The organism is Symbiopectobacterium sp. RP (assembly GCF_050472005.1).
Lineage (GTDB): Bacteria > Pseudomonadota > Gammaproteobacteria > Enterobacterales > Enterobacteriaceae > Symbiopectobacterium.
Genome location: NZ_JBGOGS010000001.1, coordinates 1392120 through 1411966, shown reverse-complemented (window position 1 = coordinate 1411966; position 19847 = coordinate 1392120). Strand labels below are relative to the sequence as shown.

25 protein-coding genes and 7 pseudogenes are annotated in these 19847 nt (G+C 46.6%); 20 read left to right on the top strand and 12 right to left on the bottom strand.

Features of this window, described 5'->3' with window-relative positions; all coding sequences use genetic code 11:
• Positions 1-81 precede the first annotated feature (81 nt).
• Together ACD630_RS09415 and ACD630_RS09410 are read left to right on the top strand one after the other, a co-directional pair.
• Positions 82-288: pseudogene (locus ACD630_RS09415) on the top strand (putative PEP-binding protein); the annotation flags it as partial.
• Entirely contained in the window at positions 272-475 is a 204-nt protein-coding gene (locus tag ACD630_RS09410; RefSeq protein WP_430358896.1) for a hypothetical protein, read from the top strand. The pseudogene ACD630_RS09415 and the gene ACD630_RS09410, both read left to right, overlap by 17 nt.
• Here ACD630_RS09410 and ACD630_RS09405 read toward each other — a convergent pair.
• Positions 443-1366, bottom strand: a complete 924-nt coding sequence (locus ACD630_RS09405; RefSeq protein WP_430358895.1) for an IS5 family transposase — start codon at positions 1364-1366, stop codon at positions 443-445. The genes ACD630_RS09410 and ACD630_RS09405 overlap by 33 nt on opposite strands.
• A gap of 56 nt (positions 1367-1422) precedes the next feature.
• Positions 1423-1731: an IS630 transposase-related protein gene (locus ACD630_RS09400; protein WP_430358894.1), complete on the bottom strand. Its 309-nt coding sequence runs from the start codon at positions 1729-1731 to the stop codon at positions 1423-1425.
• Positions 1732-2013: 282 nt separating this feature from the next.
• On the opposite strand from ACD630_RS09400, the gene ACD630_RS09395 reads away from it, so the two are divergent.
• On the top strand, positions 2014-4110 hold the full coding sequence (locus ACD630_RS09395; RefSeq protein WP_430358893.1) for a hypothetical protein: 2097 nt from the start codon (positions 2014-2016) through the stop codon (positions 4108-4110).
• A 415-nt stretch (positions 4111-4525) separates the two neighbouring features.
• Here ACD630_RS09395 and ACD630_RS09390 read toward each other — a convergent pair.
• Positions 4526-4582 (bottom strand): annotated as a pseudogene (locus ACD630_RS09390) (hypothetical protein); the annotation flags it as partial.
• 25 nt (positions 4583-4607) lie between these two features.
• Positions 4608-4973, bottom strand: coding sequence for an IS630 transposase-related protein (locus tag ACD630_RS09385; protein WP_430358890.1), 366 nt, complete (start codon positions 4971-4973; stop codon positions 4608-4610).
• Between the two features lie 101 nt (positions 4974-5074).
• Between ACD630_RS09385 and ACD630_RS09380 the strand changes: the two genes are divergently transcribed.
• Positions 5075-5299 (top strand): hypothetical protein, encoded by a 225-nt coding sequence (locus tag ACD630_RS09380; RefSeq protein WP_430358892.1) that lies wholly within the window; start codon positions 5075-5077, stop codon positions 5297-5299.
• A gap of 143 nt (positions 5300-5442) precedes the next feature.
• On the opposite strand, the gene ACD630_RS09375 is transcribed toward ACD630_RS09380, so the two are convergent.
• Positions 5443-5565: a YshB family small membrane protein gene (locus tag ACD630_RS09375; RefSeq protein WP_430358891.1), complete on the bottom strand. Its 123-nt coding sequence runs from the start codon at positions 5563-5565 to the stop codon at positions 5443-5445.
• Between the two features lie 231 nt (positions 5566-5796).
• On the opposite strand from ACD630_RS09375, the gene ACD630_RS09370 reads away from it, so the two are divergent.
• From ACD630_RS09370 to trmA, 4 genes are read left to right on the top strand one after another with little or no spacing between them, the layout of a single operon-like run.
• Positions 5797-6162 (top strand): IS630 transposase-related protein, encoded by a 366-nt coding sequence (locus tag ACD630_RS09370; protein WP_430358890.1) that lies wholly within the window; start codon positions 5797-5799, stop codon positions 6160-6162.
• The gene (locus ACD630_RS09365) at positions 6086-6469 is read left to right on the top strand and encodes a transposase (protein WP_430359966.1); all 384 of its coding nucleotides are present in this window, start codon (positions 6086-6088) and stop codon (positions 6467-6469) included. Before ACD630_RS09370 ends, ACD630_RS09365 begins: the two co-directional genes overlap by 77 nt.
• Before the next feature lie 21 nt (positions 6470-6490).
• On the top strand, positions 6491-6850 hold the full coding sequence (locus ACD630_RS09360; RefSeq protein WP_430358889.1) for a hypothetical protein: 360 nt from the start codon (positions 6491-6493) through the stop codon (positions 6848-6850).
• A complete protein-coding gene (gene trmA / locus ACD630_RS09355) occupies positions 6816-7922 on the top strand; it encodes a tRNA (uridine(54)-C5)-methyltransferase TrmA (RefSeq protein WP_430358888.1) in 1107 nt (368 codons plus the stop codon). Before ACD630_RS09360 ends, trmA begins: the two co-directional genes overlap by 35 nt.
• Positions 7923-7957: 35 nt before the next feature.
• On the opposite strand, the pseudogene ACD630_RS09350 reads toward trmA, so the two are convergent.
• Positions 7958-8218, bottom strand: a pseudogene (locus ACD630_RS09350) (IS481 family transposase); the annotation flags it as partial.
• A 39-nt stretch (positions 8219-8257) separates the two neighbouring features.
• Here ACD630_RS09350 and ACD630_RS09345 point away from each other — a divergent pair.
• The 3 genes from ACD630_RS09345 to ACD630_RS09335 all read left to right on the top strand — a co-directional run bounded on the left by ACD630_RS09345 (position 8258) and on the right by ACD630_RS09335 (position 9654).
• Positions 8258-9124 carry a hypothetical protein gene (locus ACD630_RS09345; RefSeq protein ID WP_430358887.1) on the top strand — a complete coding sequence of 289 codons (867 nt, stop codon included), beginning with the start codon at positions 8258-8260 and terminating at the stop codon, positions 9122-9124.
• 82 nt (positions 9125-9206) lie between these two features.
• Positions 9207-9422, top strand: coding sequence for a hypothetical protein (locus ACD630_RS09340; protein WP_430358886.1), 216 nt, complete (start codon positions 9207-9209; stop codon positions 9420-9422).
• A 1-nt stretch (position 9423) separates the two neighbouring features.
• Positions 9424-9654 (top strand): hypothetical protein, encoded by a 231-nt coding sequence (locus ACD630_RS09335; protein WP_430358885.1) that lies wholly within the window; start codon positions 9424-9426, stop codon positions 9652-9654.
• Positions 9655-9671: 17 nt separating this feature from the next.
• On the opposite strand, the pseudogene ACD630_RS09330 reads toward ACD630_RS09335, so the two are convergent.
• Together ACD630_RS09330 and fabR are read right to left on the bottom strand one after the other, a co-directional pair.
• Positions 9672-9932, bottom strand: a pseudogene (locus ACD630_RS09330) (helix-turn-helix domain-containing protein); the annotation flags it as partial.
• A 138-nt stretch (positions 9933-10070) separates the two neighbouring features.
• Complete coding sequence (gene fabR / locus ACD630_RS09325) at positions 10071-10706, bottom strand: HTH-type transcriptional repressor FabR (protein WP_196907442.1); 636 nt, start codon at positions 10704-10706, stop codon at positions 10071-10073.
• 217 nt (positions 10707-10923) lie between these two features.
• On the opposite strand from fabR, the gene sthA reads away from it, so the two are divergent.
• Positions 10924-12342, top strand: a complete 1419-nt coding sequence (gene sthA / locus ACD630_RS09320; RefSeq protein WP_430358884.1) for a Si-specific NAD(P)(+) transhydrogenase — start codon at positions 10924-10926, stop codon at positions 12340-12342.
• Here sthA and oxyR read toward each other — a convergent pair.
• Entirely contained in the window at positions 12339-13241 is a 903-nt protein-coding gene (gene oxyR, locus ACD630_RS09315) for a DNA-binding transcriptional regulator OxyR (protein ID WP_430358883.1), read from the bottom strand. The genes sthA and oxyR overlap by 4 nt on opposite strands.
• 430 nt (positions 13242-13671) lie before the next feature.
• On the opposite strand from oxyR, the pseudogene ACD630_RS09310 reads away from it, so the two are divergent.
• Positions 13672-13833: pseudogene (locus tag ACD630_RS09310) on the top strand (transposase); the annotation flags it as partial.
• A 562-nt stretch (positions 13834-14395) separates the two neighbouring features.
• The gene (locus ACD630_RS09305; protein ID WP_430358882.1) at positions 14396-14779 is read left to right on the top strand and encodes a DNA-binding protein; all 384 of its coding nucleotides are present in this window, start codon (positions 14396-14398) and stop codon (positions 14777-14779) included.
• A 12-nt stretch (positions 14780-14791) separates the two neighbouring features.
• Here the strand turns inward: ACD630_RS09305 and ispB are convergent, their stop codons facing one another.
• Entirely contained in the window at positions 14792-15763 is a 972-nt protein-coding gene (gene ispB / locus ACD630_RS09300; protein WP_430358881.1) for an octaprenyl diphosphate synthase, read from the bottom strand.
• A gap of 253 nt (positions 15764-16016) precedes the next feature.
• Here ispB and rplU point away from each other — a divergent pair, with 253 nt between their 5' ends.
• The 6 genes and pseudogenes from rplU to ACD630_RS09270 all read left to right on the top strand — a co-directional run bounded on the left by rplU (position 16017) and on the right by ACD630_RS09270 (position 18569).
• Positions 16017-16328 carry a 50S ribosomal protein L21 gene (gene rplU, locus ACD630_RS09295; protein ID WP_222159511.1) on the top strand — a complete coding sequence of 104 codons (312 nt, stop codon included), beginning with the start codon at positions 16017-16019 and terminating at the stop codon, positions 16326-16328.
• Between the two features lie 20 nt (positions 16329-16348).
• Complete coding sequence (rpmA, locus tag ACD630_RS09290; RefSeq protein ID WP_430358880.1) at positions 16349-16606, top strand: 50S ribosomal protein L27; 258 nt, start codon at positions 16349-16351, stop codon at positions 16604-16606.
• Between the two features lie 100 nt (positions 16607-16706).
• A complete protein-coding gene (locus ACD630_RS09285) occupies positions 16707-17654 on the top strand; it encodes a DMT family transporter (RefSeq protein ID WP_430358879.1) in 948 nt (315 codons plus the stop codon).
• 32 nt (positions 17655-17686) lie between these two features.
• Positions 17687-18154, top strand: a complete 468-nt coding sequence (locus ACD630_RS09280) for an IS630 transposase-related protein (RefSeq protein WP_430358878.1) — start codon at positions 17687-17689, stop codon at positions 18152-18154.
• A pseudogene (locus tag ACD630_RS09275) lies at positions 18067-18393 on the top strand (transposase); the annotation flags it as partial. The gene ACD630_RS09280 and the pseudogene ACD630_RS09275, both read left to right, overlap by 88 nt.
• A gap of 38 nt (positions 18394-18431) precedes the next feature.
• Positions 18432-18569: a hypothetical protein gene (locus tag ACD630_RS09270; protein WP_430358877.1), complete on the top strand. Its 138-nt coding sequence runs from the start codon at positions 18432-18434 to the stop codon at positions 18567-18569.
• On the opposite strand, the gene ACD630_RS09265 is transcribed toward ACD630_RS09270, so the two are convergent.
• Both ACD630_RS09265 and ACD630_RS09260 read right to left on the bottom strand, forming a co-directional pair.
• Entirely contained in the window at positions 18521-18925 is a 405-nt protein-coding gene (locus ACD630_RS09265) for a hypothetical protein (protein WP_430358876.1), read from the bottom strand. The genes ACD630_RS09270 and ACD630_RS09265 overlap by 49 nt on opposite strands.
• A gap of 43 nt (positions 18926-18968) precedes the next feature.
• Positions 18969-19633, bottom strand: a pseudogene (locus ACD630_RS09260) (IS5 family transposase); the annotation flags it as partial.
• Between the last annotated feature and the right edge of the window lie 214 nt (positions 19634-19847).

Genomic DNA, 19847 nt, shown 5'->3' with positions numbered 1-19847 from the left:
ACTTAAAAATGATTACATCCAATGCCCTGATATGTGGAAAAAATACAGCTAATTGTTATCAAAATAATGTCGCTTGACTATATCGCGCAGGCTGCCGCTGAGGTACGGGAACTGGTTGGGCATGCCTTGCCGGAACCGCGCATCGGCGTGATGATCGAAGTCCGGTCTATGCTGTTTTTGCTGCCGCACCTAGCCTCTCGTATCGATTTTGTCTCAGTAGGCACTAACGATCTGACCCAATATTTGCTGGCCGTAGATCGCAATAACCCGCATGTGGCATCACTCTATAGCCAACCGACTTAAAAATGATTACAGCCAATGCCCTGATATGTGGCAAAAAATACAGCTAATTGTTATCAAAATAATGTCGCTTTGCTATATGACAGCGGCTTTGTTGAATAAATCAGAACTTGTAACGACTGCGCCCCATACGGGTCGATTGTTACGTGATGCGAATACTGTTCGGCATTCCTAATAGCGTGATCAGGTTAAGCGCTTTGACCATGGCCATGGCTTCACCCACCTGACCATCGTAGTCTCTCAGACTTAGATGACCACCCAGAAGCCTTTTGAACCGGAACATGGCCGTTTCAGCCACTGAGCGCCGGTGATAGCCCACTTTCTTTTTCCAGATAGCGTTACTACCGCTAATGCGCTGATTTGCAACAGCGTGGTTACGCTCGTGGTAGCGATCTTGCCAATATTGCGCCCCCCTTCGTGGCGGGATAAGCGGCCTTATTTTCTTCCTCAGCAGAGCATCATAGCAGTAAACTGTATCGTAAGCGCCGTCAGCCGATGCCTCTCTGATTTTCCGGTGGGTCTGGTTTATCAGCGCCGGTAGAGCTTGGGCATCAGTCGTACCACTGAGCGACAAATCCGCACAGATAATCTCATGCGTCACACTGTCTACTGCCAGGTGCAGCTTACGCCATACCCTGCGTCTGTCGGCACCATGCTGCCGGACTTTCCATTCGCCTTCGCCAAAGACCTTCAGGCCGGTTCCATCAATGACCAGATGTGAGATTTCACCACGGGTTGGCGTTTTTATGCTGATGTTCACTGTCTTTGCTCGCTTGCTGAGCAGCGAATAGTCTGGACAATGGAGCGACAATTTAATCAGTTTAAAAATCGAGTCACCAAAGCCCTGTAAAGCCCTCAATGAAAGGCCAAACACGCGTTTCATCATCAGGACTGTGGTGATGGCCATATCTGAGTAGTGGAGCGGTCGTCCACGCCGTTCAGTAGTGTTTTTTTCCATCCATGCAGCAATGGCTGATTCATCTAGCCATACGGTTAGAGAAGCGCGCTGCTTGAGGGCCTTGTTATAAGAGGGCCAGTTGGTGATTTTAAAATTTTGTTTTGCCATGGAGACCTGATTTTGAAACAACTGTGTTGATCTGCTCCGATGATTACCCAAAAGTTCTATTTATTCAACAAAGCATAGGTCAATCCCAGCTTTTTAAGAGCTTGCCAAATGGCCTTCTGACAAACACCAAAACGCTCTGCACGTTCTTTTTGGTAAGCATCTGGATATGGTTCAACATCTTTTATCAACTCGGATTTATCGATCTTTCGCTGACGTGTGGTCGATGCTTTTGACGCTATTTGATTAATCCAACGCGATACAGAGGCAGGGTCAATCCGAAATTGCTTCGCTGTTTCTCGGATATTCAACCCTTCTTCTTCCTGTGTAGATATCACTTTACGTCTAAAATCAATTGAATAGCTCATTTAAATAATGTAATCAAAATTAAGTCGTTTATCTATAACTTATATAGTTAATTGTTTTTATTTGTTTTTCTGTGATCAGTTTTCACATTGGCTGGGGTGTATAAACTCGTCCTTTCGTTGCTGAATTTTTTCAGGATAGAGCCCTTTACGGCGATAATATTCAGCAGATGAATGTGATAAAGCCAAAACTACCAATAAAAAATCTACCACCAAGACTAAAATTCTGATACTATAAGTGAGATTAATTATCAATATCGTTTTAAACAATATAAAGGACATTCTATGCTTTCTATCGACTCTTTCTCTAATTCTATTCACCCTGATAATTTTTTGGAAAAAAAATCAGAATGTAAAAAAGATATAAATCAATCCCACTTTGCTTCCAGAGTAAGTAACATTAGTAATTCTAATCAGATTATAACTAATGACTCGATACCCTCTTTTCTTGTGCGCCCATGTGATTTAGATAAACAAAAAAATATATTGAGTGAAGTAAAAAACTTTTGTAATAAAATAGTAATATCGGCATATAATTATTTGCGTTCTATTGATGGCATTGATGAGTTTACCGGAGCGACAGGTCAGGTTTTACCACAATTTCATCAGTCATTATTATCGTTAAGTATTTTACTACCAGCTATTCCTTTGGTGGGGGTGGGTGCAAAAGGTGCTTTTGATGAATCAGTTGAAAGTTATAAGGTGATTTACCCTAAATTCATGAGGGATATTAAGGAAAAAAAACAAGAGGTTTTAGGTATATTACAACAAAACTTTGCTAAAGACGCTGCCAATAAGACGCTGATTGACGAGAGCGTTGAACCATTTTTTGATGTTTGGATTAATTGGTTACAAGGTGGAAATGAAAAGGAAAATATTGAAAATTTCCAACAACTGTGTACAACCTGGAAATTGTTGCATGAACAGAATAATTCTACTGCAAAGACACTTTATGCGGCTACAGAATATCAACGAATAAAACAAGACGTTCCGGTGGTGAAAATTGACCGCAATTTTTCACCATTACAAGCTACGGCAATGAGTTTAATGACAGGTGGAATGGTTGGGTTGTCTGCAAAATCAGTAGCAGATCTCGTGATGTCTCAAGGGATCAGCGGCGCTGAAGCAGTGAGTGATTTAGCCGGAATGCTCAGTAATATTCTACTTTTGCCAGCACAAATCATGATGACTGGATATGGGATTTCGCAAACCATTTCTGGATATCAGCGTGATAAGCTACTGCAAGAGAATCGTTCTTTATTAGAAAAGGACCACCAACCAGATATTATTAAAGAAAATATTGCACAATTAAAAGAAATAGCTGACCGTAAAATACATTATAACTATAAGCAAAGAATAGAGTATGGTACTGTCACTGCTGTTGGCCAGGCTGCGATGGCATTAAGTTCGTTAAGTGCACTCACTGGTGTTGGCAGCGCGGTAGGTTTTGTTCCTGCTTTAGTTGGCGCGCCAGCTACTATTTATGGCTCTTATATTCGAACAAGAACTAGGGTGCAAGAAGGAAAATATTTAGGTACTAAAGATGCTCAAAGCGTATCGGATAAAAGATTAAATTTTGAGAACTTGGCGAAATATCAAACCACAACCTCTATTGGCACAAATCAAATAACGCAATCACCTATAACAACGATTGATACTCTTAACACTGTTGTTAACGCTGCAACGAATGCAATGCTAGAGCAGCAAAAGATTGTAGCAGAAGTAAAATTACTCTCATTGATTCAAAAAACGATCAATAAAGCCAATAAGAATAATATTCAACTAACGGTGGCAGAATTGCATCAACAAGTAGACGCTACAGTGGGTAAATTACTTGATAGAATAATAAGGAGCCAGAAAAGTTTTATCAAACAACCAGGTAAGTATTTTATTCGACAACACACCTCGTTATTATCAGATGATCTAAAAATAATAAAGAGGATGCTTGATGATGGTGAATATAACGTCGGTTGTTTGGAGAGTAAATTAGACAAACAACAAGGGCGTTATAGTTTATTATCCAGATTAGAATATATGAAAGAAAAATATAATATTTCTTTATCAATCAAGACGAAAGAAAGAATATTAGAATCTAGCGTGCGCGATTTTTTGAAATTAACAAGTGAGAGAAAAGAAATCAAAGAAGCACTACAACATCAAGATGGTATTTCTGATAAATTATTTAATTGGAATGATTTACAAGAAATCATTCAACATGATGAAAAAGCGAAAGCCATTTACACGCAGCATCATAACCATTATTTTATTAAGCAATTGAAAAATGAAGGGAAATCCTTGAGGGATGATGCTTATGATAATATCATAAACGGATTGACGTCTAAATCAGCAATTGAACGAAGTATTAATAAAGTAATGATTTAATCGCTGATTTACCTTGGCACCGATAGTGGGATGGGGTTATCAGACGCAGAGGGTTTTTGCGCTAATTTAATGAAAACCAATCAGTTTTTATCTAAAAATGGGCTTTGTTGAATAATAGTGAGTCATGCTGTTTTTCCAGCCAGTTTTGGTAGAAAATGCTTGTCACCTCAGGTTTACAGTTTTCTTATGAGGCCTAACTGCATGATTTTGCGTTTCGAGGATCTGTCGTTTCACCGGGGGTGCAGCATAAAATATGTTTATTCAACAAAGCCGCAAAAAGCAAAAAAAGAGAGAGTGGTTGCGATACAGAGATTTTGTTCTCAGTCCATATGGTGTAATCAAAATTAAGTCTTTTAGCTATAACATTTGTTCTTCCCTTGGCTCCCCCGTTCTTCAGCCCAAAACACCGTTGACCTTTTGGGGAATAGCCGTGAGTCCGTGGGGTATCGTGTGGAAAACCACTTTCATCAATAAAAACAATAGGCTTACCTTCTTTTTCATACTGTTGTTTTTTTTGTTGAAATGCTTGCCGGGCGCTTTCGTCGGCTTTCGGATGACATAGAGTTTTTTTTATAGGTCAATCCCAGCTTTTTAAGAGCTTGCCAAATGGCCTTCTGACAAACGCCAAAACGCTCTGCACGTTCTTTTTGGTAAGCATCTGGATATGGTTCAACATCTTTTATCAACTCGGATTTATCGCTCTTTCGCTGCCGCGTGGTCGATGCTTTTGACGCTATTTGATTAATCCAACGCGATACAGAGGCAGGGCCAATCCGAAATTGCTTCGCTGTTTCTCGGATACTCAACCCTTCTTCTTCCCGTGTAGATATCACTTTACGTCTAAAATCAATTGAATAGCTCATTTAAATAATGTGATCAAAATTAAGTCGTTTAGCTATATTGAAACGGTTATAAACAGTTTTCCATGGGCCGTAACGTTCAGGTATAGCCAAGCGACATTATTTTGATAACAATTAGCTGTATTTTTTTGCCACATATCAGGGCATTGGCTGTAATCATTTTTAAATCGGTTGGCTATAACTCGCGCAATCTGGAGATTGTGATGCAAAGCCCGGCGATGGCTGCGCGTATTGATGCGTTGTACGCCCAGTTGTGGAACAGTGACTACGCGCAACTGATTCAACTGGATAAAGATTATCCAGCACCACGCCCCGGTGGGGCACATTGAGTCAAGGAAAAGCAAAAAAACGCCCCGAGGTTAGCGGGGCGTTTTCTGGTTAAAACGTTTTATAGTTAAACAACGTCATCATCGAGATGATGGGGGATGTTATTGTGATATAGGACATCAGCCCGATGGCATGTCGGTCAGGCCTAAATAAAGAAATTGATCAATGCAGCGCACAGAATCGCAGCAATGGCGGTTTGCGGAGAGTGACCCGCCGCTACGCCAAGCTCAGCGCCGTGTGTCACCGCAGAAATAAATGAATCTAGCATGGTACTTTCTCCTGAATCAGCGACACGATCATACTGCCGGCTTGTTTTATGTAAAGAACAAAATATCGACAATTTTGTGCGCTGGCTTGTAATTCCAAGCGATACCTATGAGGGCACGGTAAACGGAGCGTAAGCGTCACGCTTGTCATCGTTCTGGGTGTTGGCTGGGGGTGTCATTTTGGCGAAATGCGCGATATAGCTAAACGACTTAATTTTGATTACATTATTTAAATGAGCTATTCAATTGATTTTAGACGTAAAGTGATATCTACACGGGAAGAAGAAGGGTTGAGTATCCGAGAAACAGCGAAGCAATTTCGGATTGGCCCTGCCTCTGTATCGCGTTGGATTAATCAAATAGCGTCAAAAGCATCGACCACGCGTCAGCGAAAGAGCGATAAATCCGAGTTGATAAAAGATGTTGAACCATATCCAGATGCTTACCAAAAAGAACGTGCAGAGCGTTTTGGCGTTTGTCAGAAGGCCATTTGGCAAGCTCTTAAAAAGCTGGGATTGACCTATAAAAAAAACTCTATGTCATCCGAAAGCCGACGAAAGCGCCCGGCAAGCATTTCAACAAAAAAAACAACAGTATGAAAAAGAAGGTAAGCCTATTGTTTTTATTGATGAAAGTGGTTTTCCACACGATACCCCACGGGCTCACGGCTATTCCCCAAAAGGTCAACGGTGTTTTGGGCTGAAGAACGGGGGAGCCAAGGGAAGAACAAATGTTATCGGCGCTTTATTAGGCACAACGCTGTTTGCTATCGGATTATTTGATATCAATATTAACAGCGATGTTTTCTATTCCTGGGTCACACAAGTCCTTCTCCCAGTACTCCCTAAAAACAGTGTAATCGTGATGGACAATGCAACTTTTCACAAAAAACATAATATTCAATAAGTCATCATCGATGCAGGGTATATGCTGGAGTATTTGCCTACATATTCGCCAGATCTTAACCCAATTGAGCTAAATGGGCACAAGCAAAAAAAGAGAGAGTGGTTGCGATACAGAGATTTTGTTCTCAGTCAATATGGTGTAATCAAAATTAAGTCGCTTGGCTATAACTCACACTGCGTAGCACGCAGTGCAATACCGGCACGCTATGCTACGATGGCCGCTTACGGATATCTAGACTTCCACGATGTGAAATTACTATCGCAGCAACAACGCTGGACATCCCTTCGAGATGCCCTACAATCCCGGCCAGTAAACTTCTTTTCACCGTTTTTAAGCCGAGAACACCATGACGCCAGAGAGCCTGCCCATCGAACAGTATGACGACCTGCTTGCGGAAAAGACGGAACGTCTACAGCAGATGATGGTGCCCTTTGCTGCACCTGAACCAGAGGTGTTTCGTTCTCCAGTGAGTCATTACCGTATGCGGGCCGAATTTCGCATGTGGCACGAAGGGGACGATCTCTACCACATCATGTTCGATCAGCAGACCAAACAGCGGATCAGAGTCGATCAATTCCCTGCGGCCAGTGAGTTGATTAATCGACTCATGCCCATTCTGATCGATGCACTACGTAACGATGTGATACTGCGCCGCAAGCTGTTTCAGATTGATTATCTGTCGACGATGAGCGGTGAAGTGCTGGTGACGTTTATCTACCACAAGGCGTTAGATGACACGTGGCAACAGCAGGCACGCGCGCTGCGTGATGCACTGCGCGCTCAAGGATTCGCTCTGCAACTGATTGGTCGGGCTACAAAAACCAAAATCTGTCTCGACAGAGATTATGTCGATGAACACCTGCCCGTCGCCGGGTGTGAGATGATCTACCGCCAGGTGGAAAACAGCTTCACCCAGCCCAATGCCGCCATCAATATCCAAATGCTGGAGTGGGCGCTGAAGGCTACGGCGGGTTCAACCGGCGATCTGCTCGAACTTTATTGCGGTAACGGTAACTTCTCATTGCTATTGGCACGTAATTTCAATCGTGTATTAGCCACCGAAATCGCCAAACCGTCCGTCGCCGCAGCACAATTCAACATTGCCGCGAACCAGATTGATAACGTGCAGATTATCCGCATGGCAGTGGAAGAATTTACCCAAGCACTACAGGGTAAGCGTGAATTTACCCGTTTGCAGGGTATCGATTTGTCCGACTATCAGTGCGACACCATTTTTGTCGATCCGCCACGTAGCGGCCTAGACGACCAAACGCTGTCCATGGTGCAGGGTTACTCGCATATCCTCTACATCTCCTGCAACCCGGAAACCCTGTGCAACAACCTGACCCAACTCACGACGACGCACCGTATCACGCGTCTGGCACTGTTCGATCAGTTTCCCTACACCCACCATATGGAATGCGGCGTGCTGTTAGAAGAGAAGAAGGCGTGACCGCCTTCTCAGACTGGTGACAAAGCCCGTTGTTAGGTGTCCTGCGAGCCCAGATACCCGGGATGTGCCGTCTCGATTTCACCGCAGGCCTCATCATTGTGCGCCTTCTTCTCAAGGGCTGCGATTTGAGAGTCGGTAAGGAGAATGCCTTCTCTGGCGACCTTTTCCTCAAGCGCCTTCAGGCGCTTACGGAAGTTCTCCAGGTCGTGTCGTTGCCAGATGGAGCGCACGCCGCTGCCGGAGATAAACACGCTTTTTTTACGCAGCTCATTACTGGTCCGGTGCTGCCCATGGGCATAGGTATCTACACATCTTTTGCAATATCTGCTATTACGTTGCTGCATGATCTCAACTTATCCATCGGCGGGATTGATGCCCGCCTTAACCGGCGTTATCAGCGTCTGGTTAAGCAACACATGACTCCCCCAGCACCATTGGCGTCAGCCGTTAAAGACCTTGCCTGCGCGCAGAAAACAACATTCGCCACTACTCAGGCCGTTTGGCGTTTTTTTAATAATGAACGTATTAGCTTCACTCGGCTCAATGAACCGATTATTTCGCTGGCTCTCCGGCAGGTTGCACTTAGCCCGCATCCATACGCTCTCGTCGTTCACGACTGGTCTCATTTACAGTTTCGTACCCACAATGGGAAAGAAGAACGTTTGAAAATGACGCATGGTGGCGACGTCGGTTATGAACTACAAACCCGCCTACTGGTTGATGCTGCAAATGGTTTACCAATAGCGCCCCTGTCTCAAACTCTAACCGATAGGGCGGGTTGTCGTTCAACGCTAACCGAGGGCTTGTCTGAGAGTCTGACTCATATGGATGCTTTGACGGCTGATATCGCCCGCGTTGAGTCTCTTGATACCGGGAAGAAGTTAGTTCATCTCATTGACCGTGAAGGTGACTCTATCGGGCATATGCGCACATTAAGCTCCCAGGGAATATGTTGGCTTATCCGGGGAAAGGAAGGGCATCGGGCCGAGTGGGGCGGTGACACCCGTAAAATTGGTGAAATTGCAGACGATCTGCCATTTATCGCAAACGGACAGGTTGGCTGGAAAGGGAAAAAAGCCAATATGGAGATCGGGGAAACATCCGTGATCATAACGCGAACAGCAAAACCGAAGCGGAAAGACAAGAACACCGGACGGCGAGTGAAAGTTCAGCCAGGCGTAGCTCTGACACTCAGATTATAGCCAAGCGACATTATTTTGATAACAATTAGCTGTATTTTTTTGCTACATATCAGGGCATTGGCTGTAATCATTTTTAAGTCGGTTGGCTATAGTTGTGGTTCGCCTTACCGATACTCACGGTAAATTTATCGGACGCTGGACGCTGCTCACAAACGTTAGCAACGAGATCACCAGCGAGGAAGTCGCTCGCTGGTATTACTGGCGCTGGGGTATTGAATCCTTTTTTAAGCTGCTGAAAGGTGCCGGTCATGATGTAGAAAAATGGCTTCAGCGCAGTGCTGGTGCCCTGCTACGCTAGCATGGCATGTGTGCTGGTATGGCGGCTGCAACGCGCTGAAGGAGACGACAATGCGGCAGCCCATCAGTTAATTTGCCGATTATCCGGACGACAACAAAAACGAGGGCGTAAAGAAAGCGCCCCAGCGCTGCTTGCCGGACTATCCATCCTGCTAAATACCTTGACGTTATTAGCAGACTATACCCCGGAAGAACTTGCCCACTTCGCTATGGTGGTTTTTAACCCTTTATGATGTGTAGATACCTATGGCCCATGGGGCGGGAACTCAATAGCATAATCAACAACCGCGCGTTCAGTGGCTTCGTCGGCGCGGTTCTTCAGGTTCGGAACCCGGCGGTTCTGGTTAACCAGCGCATCAATGCCGCCTTCAGCAGCCAGTTCCTGATAACGGTAAAATGTATAGCGTGACACGCCCATGCTCTTGCAGGCTTTTGATACGTTACCGAGTTCTTCGGCGAGATTGAGCAGGCCGGCTTTGTGTTTGATAATGGGATTGTTAGTATGAAGCATGAGAGTTACCTCGCGTTTTGTTTAAGGATTAGACACCCATATCAAAACTGGTAACTCTCAACCTTTCAAGGTCCAGTGTCAGATCTAGTCGCGACTAATACACCTTAACAGAGGGGAAACATCACCTCAGGTTCGCTGCTACACGTCAGACGTATTCACTTCCTTCTCGTGTTCCTTTCTGTACCAGTAGTAAGCCCCTTTGGCAATCAGGCGTAATTGCAGCACCAAGCGTTCTTCCAATTGCCGCCGCTGCTCAAGTCCAACGTCCAACGCCTCTGCGCCAGCGCTAAACACTATCGTGACCATGGCTTCAGACTGGGCCTCCGCAAATTCACGCGGGATATGATTTTCCACTTCAAGATAGTCCGCCAGTTCCGCAATAAAATGCTGGATTTCACGGGCTACAGCAGCACGAAACGCGGCGGAGGTGCCCGAACGTTCACGCAACAACAGACGGAACGCATTGGGGTTGTTGCCAATGAACTCCATAAAGGTGGCGACCGATGTGCGGATAACGCTGCCGCTTTTGGCAATGCGCTGGCGTGCCTGTCGCATCAGCTGACGCAACATCAGGCCGCTTTCATCGACCATCGTCAAACCCAATTCATCGACATCGCGGAAGTGGCGATAAAAAGAGGTGGGAGCGATGCCCGCCTCACGCGCGACTTCACGCAAGCTCAGGCTGGCGAAACTCCGTTCGGCACTGAGTTGACTGAAAGCAGCTTCGATTAAGGAACGGCGAGTGCGTTCTTTTTGTTGTGCTCTGACACCCATATTTTGTGTTCCGACGCCCATATTCAGCTGACACCATCCGCTTTCCTCTCCAAGAAAGCACTATAGCAAACTTTACTTGCGACATACTGAGACAAAGTTTGCCATATTGAAAATGAGACAGAGTATTGTCATACCAGCAGCAGGGATAAATTGGGTTATGCACGCGGCAGTGTTACAATAGCGTTATCGGCTTGTATAAAAACAGGATTACCCTACCATGACACAACAAGCACAAACTCAGCAACCGTTTGATTATGATGCCATCATTATTGGTTCCGGCCCAGGCGGCGAAGGCGCGGCGATGGGGCTGGTAAAGCAAGGTGCCAGAGTGGCCGTCATCGAGCGCTATAACAACGTCGGCGGTGGGTGCACACACTGGGGAACCATCCCCTCCAAAGCGTTGCGCCATGCCGTCAGCCGCATCATCGAATTTAACCAGAACCCGCTGTACAGCGATAATGCACGCCCTATTCGCTCCTCGTTCTCCGATATCCTACGTCACGCAGACAGCGTCATCGGCCAGCAAACCCGTATGCGTCAGGGTTTTTACGAACGTAACCATTGCGAAATATTTTCAGGTGAAGCGCATTTCATCGATGAGCACACGGTTGCCGTGCAGTATCCCGATAATATGCAAGATACGCTTACGGCCGCTCACATTATCATTGCCACAGGATCACGCCCCTACCATCCGGCAAACGTAGACTTTGCACATCCCCGTATTTACGACAGCGATTCTATTCTGGAACTGGATCAAGAGCCCCAGCACGTGATTATTTATGGCGCAGGCGTGATTGGCTGTGAATATGCCTCAATCTTTCGTGGCCTGAGCGTAAAAGTGGATCTGATCAACACCCGCGATCGTCTGTTGGCGTTTCTCGATCAGGAAATGTCTGACGCCCTGTCCTACCATTTTTGGAACAATGGCGTTGTCATTCGCCATAACGAAGAGTTCGAATCGATCGAAGGCACCGCTGACGGCGTCATTGTTCACCTTAAATCCGGTAAAAAGATGAAAGCCGACCGCTTGCTGTACGCCAATGGGCGCACCGGCAACACGGAGACGTTAGGGCTGGAAAAAATCGGTTTGGTGCCCGACGGGCGCGGCCAGTTGAAAGTCAACAGCATGTACCAAACCGCGCTGGCACACATCTATGCGGTGGGCGATGTCATCGGCTATCCCAGCCTGGCTTCAGCGGCCTACGACCAAGGACGATTGGCGGTGCAGGCCATCGTCAAAGGCGATGCCAGTGCACGCCTGATCGAGGATATCCCAACGGGGATCTACACCATTCCGGAAATCAGTTCCGTAGGGAAAACCGAGCAGGAGCTTACGGCGATGAAAGTGCCCTATGAGGTTGGGCGCGCGCAGTTCAAACATCTGGCGCGGGCGCAAATCGTTGGCATGAACGTGGGAAGCCTGAAGATACTTTTTCACCGAGAAACCAGGCAAATCCTTGGTATTCACTGTTTTGGCGAGCGTGCAGCGGAGATTATTCACATCGGCCAGGCCATCATGGAGCAAAAAGGCGAAGGGAATACTATCGAATATTTCGTTAATACAACCTTTAATTACCCAACGATGGCCGAAGCTTACCGAGTGGCGGCACTTAATGGGTTAAACCGCCTGTTTTAATGCACTGTCCAAATGTGCTGCATATGTTCCCGCACCGCGTCCGCCAGCTGTTCATAGCGACCGCGCAGTGGCGATCCTGGGCGGTACACCAGCGCGACAGTTCGCTTCGGCTCCGGCTTGTAGCACGGTAAATAACAGACACCATCACGCTGGCGCTCATGAGGCACCGCCAGTGAAGGCAGCAAGGTGATCCCACTGCCTGCGGCAACCATGTTGCGCAACGTTTCTAGGCTGGTGGCGCGAAAATGCATATCTTCATCTGCCCCTGCCTGGAAGCAGAACCCCAATGCCTGATCGCGCAGGCAGTGCCCATATTCCAGCATCAGCAGTTTTTCACCTGCCAGATCGGACATAGCAACACGCTCACGGTTTGCCCACGGATGATCCTGATAAATTGCCAGTTTCATCGGTTCGTCAAACAGTGGTACTTCGATAAATGCTTCCAATTCCTTGACCATCGCGAGAATGGCGCAGTCCAGCTTGCCGCTATCCAGATGTGCCAGTAGTTGATGCGTCTGCTCTTCATGCAGGTACATTTCCAGCTTAGGAAACGTGCGATGCAGCATGGGAATGATATGCGGCAACAGGTAAGGCCCAACGGTGGGGATAAGCCCAATATGCAGTGGACCAGACATGGTCTCTCCCTGTTGGCTCGCCATCTCTTTAAGCACTTTGACTTCGCGCAGCACGGTCCTTGCCTGTTCGACTAGTAGCAAGCCAGCCTGAGTAAACAACACTTTTCTGCTGGTGCGCTCCAATAACATCACGCCAAGTTCATCTTCCAGTTTACGAATTTGACCGCTGAGTGTCGGTTGGCTGACATGACAGGAGTCCGCTGCACGCCGGAAATGACGGTGTTCAGCTAACGCCACCAGATACTCTAGATCCCGAATGTTCATTTATCATTATCCTTAACACGATAGCCAAAAACGATAGTTAGGATACCAATCAATGGTAAACCCTATCAACAAAGAAAACGTTTGGTTCCCGACAACAACGGTATCTTATCGGTTAAAAAATATAACCAGCGACGGCGTTAAGAAAATGAAATTTGTTTCACTATTGAAATTTTATAAAACCTTCAATGCTGGATAATCATAAGATGCCAAATATTAAAAACACACAAAGCCGACACACTTTACCGAGGTAGTGGTAATAACATAGCGCATCAATAATGACATAATTATTTTACCCTGCAACATATCAATGAAGCTTGAATAAAAAGTGGAATCGAGCCGGGCGCATCATACGCATCAGTAGCGAAATTTAGGCTGTGTCCCTTAATTGCTTGAGCTATAGTATCCATCTGTTTCTACGACACTTTTGATTATGGCTCGCTACGATCTTTCTGATGAAGCATGGGCAATCATTGAGCCCTTGTTGCCAACCGTTTTGACATCTCCGCGGGCCGGCAGGCCGTGGGCAGAACATCGAAAAATCTTCAACGGCATGTTCTGGATACTGTGTTCAGGCGCACCATGGCGTGATTTATAGCTAAACGACTTAATTTTGATCACATTGTTTAAATGAGCTATTCAATTGATTTTAGACGTAAAGTGATATAGCCAAGCGACATTATTTTGATAACAATTAGCTGTATTTTTTTGCCACATATCAGGGCATTGGCTGTAATCATTTTTAAGTCTGTTGGCTATATCAACAGTGCTCTGAGCAAGAAAGAGAGGCGCTGGTCGCGCATATCTTGCGTTACGGTATGGCCTCTGTGTTGTCTCAGTTGCGGATTTCATCGTCAGATGACGCAATGCCTGATGACCCCTCTGCTACCTGAATCTATACTGATGCCCTGTTTTTGCGGAGGGTGTACGCCCCGCTTGCCTGTCACTTTTTTCCCCTCTTTGTTCAGTTCCCGTTTCAACGTCAGCGCGCGTTTTAGTCCAATATATAACACCTAATCGCTAATTTAATCGGTAACGGTTATGCGTTATTAGGAAATTTATTGTTGTTTTTTTTATTATTGGAAACCAAGGCAACGGTGTGGATCATCGCCCGTCACCTTGGCGTGCGTTAATGCCGTTTATGGAGGATGTTGCGAATGGAAAAAGCATGGTTGACGCCCCAGGAGCTACTGGGTATAGCAGGTTTGCCAAAATCGAGACAGGGCCTTAACAAACGCGCCAGAGAAGAGGGCTGGGAAAAACGTAAACGAAAAGGGGTGCAAGGGCGGGCCGTTGAATATGCGCGAGAGAGTTTACCGCAGGAGGTGCGCAAACGGCTCCAGATTCGTGAAATGGAGGAAATGTCACCGCCAGCTTATACGACACTTGCCAAACCGCTGTTGGCTTCCTGGATTCAGATATTTGAAAAACTCTCGATCAACGAGCAGGAAGCGTTGATCGATTTTGTGCTGCGCGAAGGCGCGATTGCCATGTTGTCACGCCTCGAGATCGCAAGCGATCCCAACGCATCGACAACATAGCGCACGGACGTATTAATAATCGCGTTGAACGGCAATATGCGCCAAGCCTTCCAGTGCCTCACGGAAGGCGCTCGGCGGCAGCACTTGAAGCGAGGCAATCGCTTTATCCGCCTCTTGCTCTGCACGCTGTCGGGTGTATTCCAGCGAGCCGCACTGTTGCATGGCAGCAAGCACCGGTTCCAGAAGATGGCGACCATTGCCCTCTTCGATTGCCTTGCGGATCACCGCACATTGCTCGCTATTGCCGTTACGCATAGCGTGTAACAGCGGCAGCGTGGGTTTGCCTTCGTTCAGATCGTCACCGGTATTTTTACCTAAGGTTTTTCCGTCGGCGCTGTAATCCAGCAGATCGTCAATCAGTTGGAATGCCGTGCCGAGATAACGCCCGTATTCCTGCAACGCTTTTTCCTGCTCATCGGTGGCACCCGCCAGAATCCCAGATGCTTGCGCTGCGGCTTCGAAAAGGCGCGCTGTCTTACTGTAGATGACGCGCATGTAACTCTCTTCGGTGATATCCGGATCCTTACAGTTCATCAGCTGCAGCACTTCACCTTCAGCGATGACGTTGACCGCCTCAGACATCAGCGCCAGCACGCGCAGCGAGCCTAGGCTGGTCATCATCTGGAACGCGCGTGTATAGATGAAATCCCCAACCAGTACACTGGCAGCATTGCCGAAGGCGGCATTGGCCGTTTCCTTGCCACGACGCATATCAGATTCATCCACCACATCATCATGCAGCAGCGTGGCAGTGTGGATAAACTCAATCAATGCGGCGACTGTCACATGTTTATCACCTTCATACGCCAGCGCACGGGCGGCCAACACGGCTATCATGGGACGAATACGCTTCCCGCCACCACCGATAATGTAATTGCCAATCTGGTTGATAAGGACAACATCTGAATTGAGTTGTGCCAGAATAACGCCATTGACGTCGTTCATATCATGGGCAGCTAATGCTGTGATCTGTTCTAGATTCATATCTGTGCCAGTGCTTTTTCTGTACGCCGTGGTTAGGGTCGGTTCTATACCGGCTTCAATGGTTATTGTGGACTGATTGTACTTGAAAAATGGCACAGATAAATGGTCGTGTAGAACCTGTACTCTTTTTCTTCAATTCTCTCGAATCTGCACTTGTCATCGGTAGGTTTTTTGCATAGAATTCGCGCCCTATTGTGAATATTTATAGCGTGCTCGAATAATCAATATGAGTACGCGGAAAGCGGAGTTTTATATGTACGCAGTTTTCCAAAGTGGTGGCAAACAACACCGAGTAAGCGAAGGTCAAACCGTTCGCTTGGAAAAGCTGGACATCGCAACTGGTGAAGTTGTTGAATTTGACCAGGTTCTGATGGTTGCAGATGGTGAAGAAATCAAAATCGGCGTTCCTTTCGTCGATGGTGGCAAGATCAAGGCAGAAGTTGTTGCCCATGGTCGCGGTGAGAAAGTAACGATTGTTAAATTCCGTCGCCGTAAACACTACCGTAAGCAAGCGGGCCACCGTCAGTGGTTCACTGACGTGAAAATTACTGGCATCAGCGCTTAAGACTTAGGAGAGCGGATTAAATGGCACACAAAAAAGCTGGCGGCTCGACTCGTAACGGCCGCGATTCCAACGCACAACGCCTAGGCGTAAAACATTTCAGCGGTGAAAGTGTTCTGGCTGGCAACATCATCGTTCGTCAACGTGGTACTAAATTCCACGCTGGCACCAACGTAGGTTGCGGTAAAGACCACACTCTGTTTGCTTTGGCTGACGGTAAAGTTCAGTTTGAAGTTAAAGGCCCGAAAAACCGTAAATACATCAGCATCGTTGCTGAGTAACTTTTCGCGTCAGGTCTGACAGATATAAAGCCCCGCAATTCGTTGCGGGGCTTTATACATTTCCATATCCCTTCATCACCCGCAATAAACTGAGAGAACCATGCAGACGAAACAGCAGGCTGGCATTGGGCTGAGCCTAGCCTTGACGACGGCAGTATGCTGGGGTGCACTACCCATTGCCATGAAGCAGGTGCTTGTTGTCATGGAACCCTATACCGTGGTGTGGTATCGGTTTTTTATGGCCTCGATCGGGCTTGGGATCATTCTTTTCTCTCGTGGTCGGCTACCGCCGTTGCGTCTTTTTCGCCATCGGCGTTGGTGGGTGTTGCTGTTGATTGCCACTGGCGGGTTGCTGGGTAACTTTGTGCTGTTCAGCTCCTCACTCAAGTTTTTAAGCCCGACCACATCGCAAGTAATTGGACAACTTTCCCCGGTGGGAATGATGTTCGCCAGCGTGCTTATTCTGAAAGAGAAAATGCGTGGCACGCAGATTATCGGTGCCATCATGTTGCTGTACGGTATGTTGCTGTTTTTCAACGCCAGTCTGATCGAAATTTTTACCCGACTGACGGATTATACCCTTGGCGTGTTGTTGGGAATGGGTGCCGCTATGGTGTGGGTGAGTTACGGCGTGGCACAAAAAGTATTGCTGCGCCGCTTGTCCTCACAACAGATTTTACTGCTGCTGTATGTTCTGTGCGTATTGTGTATTACGCCGTGGGCGCACCCTGAGACCCTCTTTCAACTGACCCGCTGGCAGCTGATTTGTCTGCTTTTTTGCGGTTTGAATACACTGGTTGGCTATGGTGCATTGGCTGAGGCGATGGCTCGCTGGCAGGCGGCCCAGGTGAGTGCTATTATTACATTGACGCCGCTGTTCACGCTGTTGTTCTCTGACCTGCTGGCAATCCTGTGGCCGCTCTATTTTGCCACACCGGCGTTAAATCTGGTTGGTTATATCGGTGCGTTTGTGGTGGTCTCCGGGGCCATGTTTTCCGCGATTGGGCACCGTTTTTTTCCGGGAAGAAAACGCGATAATGTCATATAGCTAAACAACTTAATTTTGATTACATTATTTAAATGAGCTATTCAATTGATTTTAGAGGTAAAGTGATATCTACACGGGAAGAAGAAGGGTTGAGTATCCGAGAAACAGCGAAGCAATTTCGGATTGGCCCTGCCTCTGTATTGCGTTGGATTAATCAAATAGCGTCAAAAGCATCGACCACGCGTCAGCGAAAGAGCGATAAATCCGAGTTGATAAAAGATGTTGAACCATATCCAGATGCTTACCAAAAAGAACGTGCAGAGCGTTTTGGCGTTTGTCAGAAGGCCATTTGGCAAGCTCTTAAAAAGCTGGGATTGGCCTATAAAAAAACGCTACGTCATCCGAAAGCCGACGAAAGTGCCCGACAAGCATTTCAACAAAAAAACAACAGTATGAAAAAGAAAGCAAACCTATTGTTTTTATTGATGAAAGTGGTTTTCCACACGATACCCCACGGACTCACGGCTATTCCCCAAAAGGTCAACGGTGTTTTGGCCTGAAGAACGGGGGAGCCAAGGGAAGAACAAATGTTATCGGCGCTTTATTAGGCACAATGCTGTTTGCTATCGGATTATTTGATATCAATATTAACAGCGATGTTTTCTATTCCTGGGTCACACAAGTCCTTATCCCAGTACTCCCTAAAAACAGTGTAATCGTGATGGACAATGCAACTTTTCACAAAAAACATAATATTCAACAAGTCATCATCGATGCAGGGCATATGGTGGAGTATTTGCCTACATATTCGCCAGATCTTAACCCCATTGAGCATAAATGGGCACAAGCAAAAAAAGAGAGAGTGGTTGCGATACAGAGATTTTGTTCTCAGTCCAATATGGTGTAATCAAAATTAAGTCGCTTGGCTATAAACCATTTGCAGCATCAAGCAGTAGGCTGGTTTGTAGTTCATAACCGACGTCGCCACCATGCGTCATTTTCAAACGTTCTTCTTTCCCATTGTGGGTACGAAACTGTAAATGAGACCAGTCGTGAATGACGAGAGCGTATGGATGCGGGCTAAGTGCAACCTGCAAGAGAGCCAGCGAAATAATCGGTTCATTGAACTGACTGAAGCTAATACGTTCATTATTAAAAAAACGCCAAACGGCCTGAGTAGTGGCGAATGTTGTTTTCTGCGCGCAGGCAAGGTCTTTAACGGCTAACGCCAATGGTGCTGGGGGAGTCATGTGTTGATTAACCAGACGCTGATAACGCCGGTTAAGGCGGGCATCAATCCCGCCGATGGATAAGTTGAGATCGTGCAGCAACGTAATAGCAGATATTGCAAAAGATGTGTAGATACCTATGCCTTCGTGGCGGGATAAGCGGCCTTATTTTCTTCCTCAGCAGAGCATCATAAGCAGAGCATCATAGCAGTAAACTGTATCGTAAGCGCCGTCAGCCGATGCCTCTCTGATTTTCCGGTGGGTCTGGTTTATCAGCGCCGGTAGAGCTTGGGCATCAGCTGTACCACTGAGCGACAAATCCGCACAGATAATCTCATGCGTCACACTGTCTACTGCCAGGTGCAGCTTACGCCATACCCTGCGTCTGTCGGCACCATGCTGCCGGACTTTCCATTCGCCTTCGCCAAAGACCTTCAGGCCGGTTCCATCAATGACCAGATGTGAGATTTCACCACGGGTTGGCGTTTTTATGCTGATGTTCACTGTCTTTGCTCGCTTGCTGAGCAGCGAATAGTCTGGACAATGGAGCGACAATTTAATCAGTTTAAAAATCGAGTCACCAAAGCCCTGTAAAGCCCTCAATGAAAGGCCAAACACGCGTTTCATCATCAGGACTGTGGTGATGGTCATATCTGAGTAGTGGAGCGGTCGTCCACGCCGTTCAGTAGTGTTTTTTTCCGTCCATGCAGCAATGGCTGATTCATCTAGCCATACGGTTAGAGAACCGCGCTGCTTGAGGGCCTTGTTATAAGAGGGCCAGTTGGTGATTTTAAAATTTTGTTTTGCCATGGAGAGCTGATTTTGAAACAACTGTGTTGATCTGCTCCGATGATTACCCAAAAGTTCTATTTATTCAACAAAGCCGTTTAAAAGCACAAGTTTTTATTTTTTTACGTTAGTGCCGGATAAACGGCTAGAAGAATAACGTCCTTGCTGGATTGTGTGTGTACCAAGGTTGATAGTCTACAGATTGGTTTAATTGGGAGTTGGTCAAATGGCGGCT